The organism is Sandarakinorhabdus sp. (genome assembly GCF_040398645.1).
Taxonomy (GTDB): Bacteria; Pseudomonadota; Alphaproteobacteria; order Sphingomonadales; family Sphingomonadaceae; genus Sandarakinorhabdus.
Window position 1 is genome coordinate 34,127 of sequence record NZ_JBBATR010000002.1, and the last position, 10,389, is coordinate 44,515.

Annotated in this window: 9 protein-coding genes and 1 pseudogene; 3 read left to right on the forward strand and 7 right to left on the reverse strand. The window is 66.0% G+C overall.

What is annotated here, in order from left to right:
- Positions 1-124: pseudogene (locus tag ABWP50_RS13595) on the reverse strand (FAD-binding protein); the annotation flags it as partial.
- Between the two features lie 120 nt (positions 125-244).
- Here ABWP50_RS13595 and ABWP50_RS00710 point away from each other — a divergent pair.
- Both ABWP50_RS00710 and ABWP50_RS00715 read left to right on the forward strand, forming a co-directional pair.
- Positions 245-1,048, forward strand: coding sequence for a uracil-DNA glycosylase family protein (locus tag ABWP50_RS00710; protein WP_353216064.1), 804 nt, complete (start codon positions 245-247; stop codon positions 1,046-1,048).
- Positions 1,045-2,970 (forward strand): lytic transglycosylase domain-containing protein, encoded by a 1,926-nt coding sequence (locus ABWP50_RS00715; protein ID WP_353216065.1) that lies wholly within the window; start codon positions 1,045-1,047, stop codon positions 2,968-2,970. The genes ABWP50_RS00710 and ABWP50_RS00715 overlap by 4 nt, the downstream gene beginning before the upstream one ends.
- A 6-nt stretch (positions 2,971-2,976) precedes the next feature.
- Here the strand turns inward: ABWP50_RS00715 and ABWP50_RS00720 are convergent, their stop codons facing one another.
- Positions 2,977-3,375 carry a GFA family protein gene (locus ABWP50_RS00720; protein ID WP_353216134.1) on the reverse strand — a complete coding sequence of 133 codons (399 nt, stop codon included), beginning with the start codon at positions 3,373-3,375 and terminating at the stop codon, positions 2,977-2,979.
- 67 nt (positions 3,376-3,442) lie between these two features.
- Positions 3,443-3,826: a VOC family protein gene (locus ABWP50_RS00725; protein WP_353216066.1), complete on the reverse strand. Its 384-nt coding sequence runs from the start codon at positions 3,824-3,826 to the stop codon at positions 3,443-3,445.
- Between the two features lie 93 nt (positions 3,827-3,919).
- On the opposite strand from ABWP50_RS00725, the gene moaB reads away from it, so the two are divergent.
- A complete protein-coding gene (gene moaB, locus ABWP50_RS00730) occupies positions 3,920-4,447 on the forward strand; it encodes a molybdenum cofactor biosynthesis protein B (protein WP_353216067.1) in 528 nt (175 codons plus the stop codon).
- A 1-nt stretch (position 4,448) separates the two neighbouring features.
- Here moaB and ABWP50_RS00735 read toward each other — a convergent pair whose 3' ends face one another.
- The 4 genes from ABWP50_RS00735 to ABWP50_RS00750 all read right to left on the reverse strand — a co-directional run.
- Positions 4,449-5,408, reverse strand: coding sequence for a zinc-binding dehydrogenase (locus ABWP50_RS00735; RefSeq protein WP_353216068.1), 960 nt, complete (start codon positions 5,406-5,408; stop codon positions 4,449-4,451).
- 48 nt (positions 5,409-5,456) lie between these two features.
- Positions 5,457-6,215 carry an enoyl-CoA hydratase/isomerase family protein gene (locus ABWP50_RS00740; protein ID WP_353216069.1) on the reverse strand — a complete coding sequence of 253 codons (759 nt, stop codon included), beginning with the start codon at positions 6,213-6,215 and terminating at the stop codon, positions 5,457-5,459.
- A complete protein-coding gene (locus tag ABWP50_RS00745; protein WP_353216070.1) occupies positions 6,212-7,312 on the reverse strand; it encodes a CaiB/BaiF CoA transferase family protein in 1,101 nt (366 codons plus the stop codon). The genes ABWP50_RS00740 and ABWP50_RS00745 overlap by 4 nt, the downstream gene beginning before the upstream one ends.
- Positions 7,312-10,389 (reverse strand): Dyp-type peroxidase (locus ABWP50_RS00750; protein ID WP_502950944.1); only part of this gene is annotated, 3,078 nt, incomplete at its 5' end. The genes ABWP50_RS00750 and ABWP50_RS00745, both read right to left, overlap by 1 nt.

Genomic DNA, 10,389 nt, shown 5'->3' on the forward strand with positions numbered 1-10,389 from the left:
CGCACACCGAAAGCTCCAGCCCGAGCCGCTGCGCCTCCTGCTTGGCGCGGATCGCCGCGGACAGCCCGGCCGGGCCGCCGCCAACAATCACTAGATCATATGGCATGGATTCGCGTTCGCTCACGTCACATTCCCCATTTGCGCTGCCCGCATTGCTCCGGCTGCCGCGTCGTAACTTCGATCAACAGATAACCGCACCGCCCGCACTTGACCAGACGGCCCGGTGCGCTGTTAGTTTGTCAAGATGTCGCTCTCCAATACCCTCCAAAACTCCGCCGCTGCGCCGCCTGCTGTGTTATTGCCGGCCGCTGCGCGGGAGGCGCTGGCGTTTCTGATCGCTGCGGGCTGCGATGTGCCCGTCGCCGATATGCCGCGCAACTGGCTGGAGACGGCGAGTTCGCCAGCGGCGACCTCTGTTTTGCCTTCTGCTTCAGCGGCAAGCTCGCAAACGATCACCACAAATGAAGCCGAAACTGCAAGTCCGGTTCAGGCCAGAACGCCGCGTCCGCCGGCTGCTGCCCCTGGCCCGCATCCGGCGCTCGCGTGCGGCGATGTCGATGCGCTGCTCGCCTTGCTCAGTCGGTTTCCAGCTGCGCGCCAGCAACCGCCGCTGTTGTTTCATGGCAATCTGGCCAGCCGCATCTGGGTGTTGATCGATCGCCCCGATCACGATCCGGCGCACCGCGACACCATTGATCGCATGCTGGCCGCCATCGATCTGGACTGGACGCGGGCAGCATTGGTCAGCCGGATTGCCTGGTCAACCCCCGGCGACAGCGAACCGACACCGGATCTCCTCGCCCGGTTCACCCCCGTTCTCGCCCGGCTGGCAGTGCTGGCGCCGCCGCGGCATGTGCTGGCGATGGGCCAGGCGGCGGCGGAAATGGCCGGCAGCGCGGCGCGCCTCGCCAGCAGCCGCGGCCAGTGGTTCGATTGGGCGGGCGCCCGGCTGCTGCCCACGGTCCACCCGCGCACCATGGGCCGCAACAAGGATCTGCGCGCGCAGGCCTTTGAGCATCTCAAGCTGTTTCAGGCCGCGATCACATGAAGCGCACCGCGATCATGCTGACGGCCTGCATCGCAGCGATGGCGCGCGCCGATTCGCAGGGCACACAAGCGCCAGTGCCTATGCAAGGCCAAGCGCAAGAACAGGCGCAAGTCGTAACCGGGCAGCGCAGCGGCATCACCGCCCGGCAACGCATGGTACCGCCGCAGCTAACCGACAGCGAACGGGTGATTTTCCGCCAGATCTATCTCGATCTCGATGCCGGCCGCTTCGTCCGCGCTGAAGCAGCAATTGCTGCGCAGCCGCCCGGTTTGCTGTCCCAAGGCGTGCAAGCTGCGCTGGTTGTAGCCCGCGGACCTGGCCAGCTTACCCGCGCCGATCTGGCTGGCTGGCTGGCTGGCAATTTTGATCAGCCGTTGGCGGCAAAGGTGGCTAAACGCGCCGAGGCCATGCCCGGCACCGACAGCGCGCCGCTGCCACTGCTCCCTGAAGCGCGGGCGTTCCGCACCACTGCAAGCAATATTGCAGGAACAAGCTGGTCAGCCGAACGCGGTACCGGCGATGCCGAGCTGGCCGCCCTGCTGAGGCCGCTGCTCGCTGCTGATCGCAACGATGAAGCCGAACAAATCTGGCTGGCACAATCGGCGAAGCTGTCGCCGCCCGCCCGCAGCTTTTGGGCAGCCCGCATCGCCTGGAACCATTACCGCATGGGCGATGATCTGGCGGCGTGGCGCATCGGGCTCGATTCTGCTGCCACCGGGTGGCAAAGCGTTGCCATTGGTGGTGGCCCCGGTGCCGCAGATGGCGCCTGGGCGGCAGGATTGGCCGCGTTTCGGCTCGGCCGCTGGCGAGACGCTGCGGCAGCCTTTGATCTCGTCACCGCAGGCCCCGATGACGCCCGCGCAGCCGCCCATTTCTGGGCGGCGCGCAGCTTTGAACGCGCTGGTGATGCGGCGGCCCGGCTTGATCGCCTGCACCGCGCTGCCGCCTCCCGCGGCAGTTTCTATGGCCTGTTGTCGCGGCGGACGCTGGGACTGGACCAGGCGCTGGATTGGGCCGAACCGGATTTCATCACCGCCGACTGGAATTACCTGAAAGAGGTGCCCGGTGCCCGCCGCGCGGCGGCGCTGGTTGAAATTGGTCAACTGGGGTTGGCCGATCGCGAATTACGGCATCTGGCCGCCACGGCCCCGGCCGATGCCTATCCGGCAATCCTGCGCCTTGCCGCGCGGCTTGATCTGCCGGCCACCCAATACAGCCTGGCGATCAGGCCGCCGATTGGATTGGAAGCGCCGCTGTCGGCACGGTTTCCAGCCCCGGAATGGGTGCCAGCTCGCGGCTGGCGGCTGCCCAAATCGCTGATTTTTGCGCATGCCTTGCAGGAATCGGCGTTCATCACCACCGCCACCAGCCGCACCGGCGCGCGCGGCCTGATGCAGTTGATGCCCGATACGCGCGATCTGGTACATCGCCGCATCCGCCGTGAAACCCCGGATGATACGCAGGCAAGCGCCGCAGTGATCGGTGATATCACCGATCCGGCCTTCAATATTGAATTGGGGCAAACCTATCTGGAAATGCTGGGCAATATGGGGATCACCGGCGGCCTGCTGCCCAAGGTGATTGCGGCCTATAATGCTGGGCCGGGCGCAGTGTTGAAATGGAACAGCACGCTGGATGATCAGGGCGATCCGCTGCTGTTCATCGAATCCATTCCCTACCGTGAAACCCGCCAATATGTGCGCGTGGTAATGCGCAATTTGTGGATGTATGAACTGCGCGAGAACGGCGCACCGGCATCGATGGATGCCGTGGCACAAGGCCTGTGGCCGCGCCTGCCCGGCATCGGCGGGCCGCTGGCCGTCAAACGCGAAGCGCTTGCCATTCGGCCACGTCCACAGCCCGGCAGCTTTGCGCCGGAGGCCTGGCCCAGTGACAATCGCGCGATCGCGGGCGGAAAATAATCGAAATCAGTCCGGGAAGCGCTCGAAAGCAGGCAGTTCGTGCGCGGTCGCCATCCAGCCGATCCGTTCAGCCACCTGGATATGGGCAGCAACCGGAAATGCATCTGGATCATCGAGCGTGACGACCTGCACGTCGACGATACCCGGCAGCATATCGGCGTTGCGGTAAAGCAGCCCCGTCCCGCAGTCGCCGCAAAAGCTTCGCATCGCCGCGCCAGATGAATTGCGGGTTTTTGGCTCGCCACTGGTCACCGTCACTGCATCTGCAGGAAACATTGCCCACGCCACCATTGGCGCGCCGGCGCTTTTGCGGCAGTCGGCACAGTGGCACAGCACAACGTGCATCGGCCCTCCTGCCACCGCGTACCGCACCGCCCCGCAATGGCAGCCGCCTGTTTTTGTCATCATCATTCCCCTCCCCGAAATCGTACAGAACGTATTAGGAACAAATGCCGCGTGCAAGCCGATCGTTTTACCCCATCTGCGTGAAGCTGAGCAGATTGCCTTCGCTGTCGTTGAACCAGCCGATCCATGCCTGGCCATCGGGGGACAGCCACAACCCATCGGCGCCCTGGCCCATGCCGGAATAGATGATCATCGTCACCCCGCTGGCCGTCAACGCCGCCGCGCAGCGGGCCGCATCGTCCACCTGCCAACCAAGCACCGGGTGCGGGCCAGGCAAGACATCGGGCAGTTCGGTCAACCTGATCCAGCCATCGCCGCAGGCAAATTGATCGCCAAAATGATCAACTTGCACCGGCTCCAGCCCCAGCACCGGCCCCAGCACATCGCCGTAAAACGCCCGCGCCCGCAGGCGATCCGCCACGCAGATCATCGCCATCAACCGTGTTGTCACCGCAGCCCTCCCCTTCGTCACGCCGCCTGCGCCGGCCGCGGGGGTTGTTGATCCCCCATGACAGACCGACCCAGGACAGGATAACGTGATTCCATGCCCATTGACGAGTCGCTTGCGTTCCTGTCCCTCAACATAGCCGTGCTCACGGTGAGCGACACGCGCGATGCCGCGACCGACCGTAGCGGCGATCTGGCTGCCGAGCGGCTGACCAGCGCCGGCCATCGCCTCGCAGCCCGCGCCATCTGCAAGGATGAGGTGCCGGCCCTGGTTGCCGAACTTTCAGCATGGATCGCCGATCCTAGCATCGATGTGATCATCACCACCGGCGGTACCGGCGTGACCGGCCGCGATGTCACGCCCGAGGCGCTGGACCAGGTGATCGAAAAACCCATCCCGGGCTTTGGCGAATTGTTCCGCTGGCTCAGCTTCCAGAGCATCGGTACCTCGACGATCCAGAGCCGCGCCTGCGCCGGCGTGGCGGGCGGCACCTATATATTCTGCCTGCCCGGCTCCACTGGCGCCGTGAAGGACGGCTGGGACGGCATCCTGCGCGACCAGCTCGACAGCCGCCACCGCCCGTGCAATTTCGCCGATCTCATCCCCCGGTTGACCGAGCGTTAGCTCAGTTCACCCGGATCACGCATTTGCCGTCGATCTGCCCGGCGCCCATCGCTGCAAACGCCGCGCGCGCATCGGCCAGCGGCAATTCGAGGCCGATATGCGGCCGCATATGCGCCGCCCGCGCATCGATTTCGCACATGTGGCGCGCGCCCGCCGCCGGATCCTGCCGGCCCTGCTCCCCGGCCCGCACGCCGACCAGCTCGATCTCCTTCAGCAGCAGGCGATTGAGCGGCACTGGATCGCCGCGCCCACCAACAAAGCCGATGATCGCATAGCGCCCGCCCCGGCGCAGACATTTCACCAATGGCATCACAAGCGGGCCGGCGACGGGATCAAACACCAGATCGATATCCTTCAGCGGGACCTGCGGTTGCTCCCGCTCCACCAGATAGGTCTCTGCTGCGCCAGCCGCGCGCGCCAGTTCCAGCCGCGCTGCATTGGATGCCACGGCCACCACCTGCGCGCCCATGTGCACCGCCAATTGCACCGCCGCCAGGCCCATGCCCCCGCCAGCCCCGCTCACCAGCACACGCTCCCCGGCCTGCAATCGCCCGCGCTCGATCAGGCCAACCCAAGCTGTAAGTGCGCCCACCGTGAAGGCGGCGGCCTGCGCGAGGCTCAGGCCGGCCGGCACAGGCCGCACACTCCGCATCGGCAGGGTGATGCGCTCCGCCATCAGGCCGGAGCGTGCACCCAGGATCATGTCCTGCCCGATCAGATGCGCAGCCCCCGGCCCGGCGGCAATAACCGTGCCGCTGCCTTCGGTGCCGGGGATGAATGGCAGTTCCGGGCGGTATTGATAGCCGCCCTGCAACATCAGGAAATCCGGGTAATTCAAGCTGGCGTAGCGCACAGCCACCTGCACCTCATCCGGCCCCGGCGCGGGCGGCTCTGGCCAGTCATCGCGGCTGGCAAGGCCGGACATGTCGGGGCTGAGGGCGGAACAGACGATGGCGCGCATACCGCCCTTATCGGCTGCCCAGTGGCCGGCCGCTACTTGGCGCTTGCGTCAGGCCCGGAAAACCGGCCTCCGCCGCTCAACAAAGGCCGCTGCGCCTTCGGCAAAATCAGCGCCGGCAAAGGCTGCGGCAAAAATCGCCTGCGTCTGGCTATCCTCCGCCACCTGCCCGTCCAGCACCCGGCGCACAAAATCCTTCAAGGCCAGCGCCGAATGACGCGAAACGGCGGTGATCGGCCCGGCAATAACATCCGGGCTGGCGGCAATCACCTCCACCAGCCCGATGCGCAGCGCCTCGGCCGCATCGATCAGGCCGGCGGTGAACAGCAGGCGCCGCGCCTGCCCGGCCCCGACCAGATCGATCAGCAACTTCACATCGTGCAGCGGATACACCAGCCCGAGCTTGGCCGGCGTGATGCCAAAGCGCGCCGCCGACGTGGCAATGCGCATATCGCAGGCCAAGGTGATGCCGCAGCCGCCGCCGATGGCATCGCCTTCCACAAAGGCGATCGTGGGCAATGCAAAGCGCGCCAGATGATATTGCGCGGCATTGATCGCGGCCTGATTGGCGGCGTGCCATTCGTTGTCGGCCTGATTGGCCAGCATTTCCGAAATATCAGCGCCGGCACAAAAGGCGCTGCCCGGCTGCGCCGCCTGCACGATCAACACGCGCAGCGCCGGATCGGCGGCGGCCTGCGCCAGCAGACGCGGCACCGCCTGCCACATCGCCAGCGTGCAGGCATTGCGCTTGTCGGCCCGGTCAATCACCAGCCGGGCGATGGGGCCATCCGATTCCAGACGCAGCGTCATGATATGGCCTCTCCCAAACCCGGCACGGCGCCCGGCGTCCATAGGCTGCCGGCAAAGCGGATGGCCGGCGCAATCTGGTGGCGGCCATCGACCATTTGCACAAGCCCGCGTTCGGCGATGTGCGGGCTGGCAAAGGCTTCGGCAAAATCCAGCACCGGGGCAAACGCCACATCCAGATCGGCCATGAACGCCGCCCAGTCATCGCGGCTGCGGGTGAGAAACAGCGCGCGCAGAAATTCGATCAGTGGCGCCTGCGCTGGCCCGGCCTCCGCTTCTGCCAGTGCAATCAGATCGGGCCGGCCCACGGCGTTCAACAGGCTGCGCGCGAATTTCAGTTCCCGCCCGCCCAGCACGACGTGGCGGCCATCGCTGCACGCATAGACATTGTAAAAACCAGCGCCGCCCAAGGAACGCTGGCTGGCCGATGTGGGCGGCGCGCCGCCCGCCAGCGCACTGCCAGCCGTATGGGCGCACCACGGCAACAGACTGTCGAACATGGCGATATCGATATAATCGCCCTGCCCGCTGCGTTCTCGGCCGATCAGCGCCATCAGCACCGCCGACAGCCCAGTCAGGCCGGCGGCGATATCGGCCGATGCCGCGCCCGGCACCACCGGCTGGCCATCACCCTCAAGACTTGCGGCATCATTGACGCTGAGGAACCCGGCCAGCGCCTGCACCGCCAGATCATGCGCGGGATGATCGGCCAGCGCGCCGGTCTGGCCAAATGCCGACAGCGAGCAATAGATGATGCGCGGATTGATGGCGCGCACCGCGTCCCAACCAAAGCCTAGCCGCGCCATCACGCCGGGACGAAACCCCTCCACCAGCACATCGGCATCCCGCAGCAGATCGGCCAGCGACAACGCGCCGGCAGCGGTTTTCAGATCGATGACCACGCTGGTCTTGCCGCGATTGAGATTGGCAAACCACACGCTGTGGCCAGCTTCGAACGGGCCCTGGCTGCGCGCCGGATCACCGCCGGTCGGCTCCACCTTGATCACGGTGGCGCCCTGATCGGCCATCATCACCGTCAGCATCGGGCCCGGCAAAAACAAGCTGAGATCAACCACCTTGATGCCTGCAAGCTTGCCCATCAATTGCTGTGCGCCAGCCATTGCAGGGCGGCGCGGCCAGGCAGGAAGAAATAGCCGCCGCCGTGGCATTCCACCCAGCGCGCCAGCCCCTGCACCCGAACCGGGCCGACCGAGGTGGGCACGGTGAAATTGCTATCGCCCAGCAGCGGATCAATCTCACCCGCCAGACCATGAAAGCTGCGGCCAAACAACCAGCGCTGCTGCACGAATTCAAATTGGCGTTCGATATCGCTGCAGATCGCTGCAAACATCAGGCCCTTATTGCGGCCAGTATCATCACCTGGCAGATCGAAGCTGCGGCCGCGGCGGATGATGCGATGGCGATTGGCGGTATCCCATGCCACAGGATCGGTGGGATCAAGGCCGTCACGCGGATTGGCGCGGCGGATATGCGCGCCCAGCGGGCAGGCCAGGCCCTGGGGATCTTCGGCCGCGAAGGAAAAATCATTGCGGGCATCGCTGCGCCCGGCTGGCCCTGCCCGGTCGATCACCGGCGTGCCATCAGGCCAGCGGCCGATGATTTTTGCTCGCAGCCATTGCCCATCGATATCCTGATTGATCGCGGCCGGCAGATGCGGGCAGCGGCCGACCAGATCGCCCGCTGCGGCCGCCGTGCCGGCGTGAAATCCGCTCACATCCTGGCTGAGCCGGCGCACCACCACAAAACTGCCGTTGCGGCCAAAATCACGAAAGCCTGCGGCCGTTGTGGCGGAAAAATCCGGGTACGGCCGGGCGGCTTCTCCGGCCGATGGCAAGATGCCGGCCGGATCAAGCTCAGCCGCGATGCGCAGCGGCGGCGAGACATAGCCGGCACTGGCCGGATAGCCGAGCAGAAATTCCCCGGCAGCCAACTGGTCGCGCGGCGGACGCTGCCGCCAATCGCCGGTGCCGCGAATGGCCGGCTGCGAAATGCCGTCGCGGAAACCGAAATGATCATATTCCAGGCTGGTCTGCTCATCCGGCCCGGTGGTGGTCGGGCTGGTGAGCACCTGTTCGACGATGGTCACGATCTGCGCCAGCGCCGCGATGGCCGCTGCCACATGCTCGGCGCTTGTCGCCGCCAGCATCACCACGCCGTCGGTCTGGTCATAGCTCGCCAGCGCGCCGCTGGCGGCAGTGCCCTGTCCCGGCTGCACCCAGTTGCCCGTGTCCCCCAATATATCGGCGCGGCGGGCCATGCCGGCCATGAAGGCGAGTGGAAAGCTGGCCAGACCCTGCGCACTGTCAGCACCCGGCAAGCCAAGCCGCATCAGACCGGTTGGCGATAGGGCCAGGGCGCTGGTGGCATGAATGCGCGGCGAACCCGACGGCAGATCACCGAAACTGATCGGTGGCAGCGCGCCTTCGCCGGCCATGATGCGGGCCAGCGCCTGTTTTTGGGCCTGTTTTGGGACTGCACCATCAAAACGCACAAACACATAGGCGCCGTGCAGCAGGCTGCCAAAGCTGCGGAACACCAGGCTTTGCACTTGCGCGGTGGCCACGGCCCCCGCCGGGCGCGGCAACGCCCCCAGCAAATCCAGCCAGTCCATCGCTGCCCCGGCATCCGCCGCGCGGGCCAGGCCGTGATGGATCAGGGCCTGGGCGCGAATCCGGTCCAGCGTCAGATGCGGCAGCGCGCTGTACCAGCAGCCGGTCAATTGCTGCTGGCGGCGCACCCAGCGCTTGAACAGATCGCCATTTTTTGCGCCTTCGCCGATCAGGCCGATGGTGGGCGGAAAGCCGACGCCGTGCCCCCACGCCGCTGTCTGGCCAATGTGGGCCTTGGTGATGAAATCTTCGACATAGGATTCCCACGTGCCATCGTAGTTGCTGAAAAAAATGAGCTTTTCGGCATCGGGCAGCCGAAACCAGCGGGCAAAATGGATGGTGCCCATGCTCAGGATGAAGCCGGGGCGGGTGAAATGGCCGGCAAACACGCCGATGCCCCACATCGCAAAGGAGAACGTAAGCCGCCGCAGCCAGCCGGGTTTGAAATCGGACATGGAGATGATGTGGCTTTGTTCAAAGCCGGGCGGATTTTCGCGGGCGGTGATCCGCAGCCGCCGCAGCAGATCGGGATCGCGCGTGTCCGGCTGGTCAGTGGCTTCCAGCGCCCGCAGCGACAGATAGGCCCGCACTGCCAGCGCGGTCCACAGCAGCCCGCCGCCGATCAGGCCGGCAAAGGCTGAAAGGAGCACGCGGCCGACCCCGCCAGCGAAACCAGTTCCGCCGGGCAATGCCGCAAAGGCCAGCAGCCCAAGCAGAAGCACGGGCACCGCCGCCACCAGCCAGATCCAGCGCCCCCGCGGGCTGGTGAGATGCGCCAGAAAGCCAGTCCAAATGCCCGGAAATTTGAAATCGACAAAATTCAGCCGCTGCCGACCCGGAAGATACAGCATGGTGCGCAAGGCAGCGGCCGCATCGGCGAGATGTGGCGGCGGCGGCGCGGTGCCCGCCAGCAGCGCCCGCACATGCTGCACGGCCGCCAAGGGCGATTCAGCCTGCCCGCCGCCGCACTTGTGCCAATCATCGACTGCGTCCCGGGCAAAGCTGGCCAGCGCATCGCGGCGGCGCTTGCCGGCCATGCTGAACCCTGGCGAGCCATCATAAAGCAAGCCGGTGCTGCCCCAGGCGCGCGGATTCACGTCAAGCCGGTGGCGACCCAGAAAGGCCGGCAGCGACGACACTCCATCCCAGCTGCTGGCACTGGCCAGCAGAGCAGTCAGCGCCGGGACGGCGGCGGCGGCATTGCCGAAAATCCGCTCAAGCGCGGCTTCGGGGCCGCCATCGGCATTGATTTCAACAATCAGCCGCAGATCAGGCGCATCGCGGCTGCCGACATCCAGCGCATTAATCGACATGAAATGCACGATGCCAGCCGCATCCAACCATGCCCGCATTTGCGGCCCGCCCGGATTGCCCAGCGCCAACAAGCTGTCCTCAAGGCTGGTGAGCGCCGCAACCGCATCGGCCGGCAGCACATTCTGGCATACCGGCACATTCAGAGTGATCATGCTGTGCGCCGCCGGGCCAGCCGGCTGGGCCGGCCCGAACCGCATGTTCAGGCGAACCGGGAACGCGCCGGCCATCTGCAA

Bases quoted from the DNA above. Each gene is read 5' to 3' on its own strand.
- ABWP50_RS00710 (WP_353216064.1), top strand. From the start codon at position 245: ATGTCGCTCTCCAATACCCTCCAAAACTCCGCCGCTGCGCCGCCTGCT.
- ABWP50_RS00715 (WP_353216065.1), top strand. From the start codon at position 1,045: ATGAAGCGCACCGCGATCATGCTGACGGCCTGCATCGCAGCGATGGCG.
- ABWP50_RS00720 (WP_353216134.1), bottom strand. From the start codon at position 3,375: ATGACAAAAACAGGCGGCTGCCATTGCGGGGCGGTGCGGTACGCGGTG.
- moaB (WP_353216067.1), top strand. From the start codon at position 3,920: ATGCCCATTGACGAGTCGCTTGCGTTCCTGTCCCTCAACATAGCCGTG.
- ABWP50_RS00735 (WP_353216068.1), bottom strand. From the start codon at position 5,408: ATGCGCGCCATCGTCTGTTCCGCCCTCAGCCCCGACATGTCCGGCCTT.
- ABWP50_RS00740 (WP_353216069.1), bottom strand. From the start codon at position 6,215: ATGACGCTGCGTCTGGAATCGGATGGCCCCATCGCCCGGCTGGTGATT.
- ABWP50_RS00745 (WP_353216070.1), bottom strand. From the start codon at position 7,312: ATGGGCAAGCTTGCAGGCATCAAGGTGGTTGATCTCAGCTTGTTTTTG.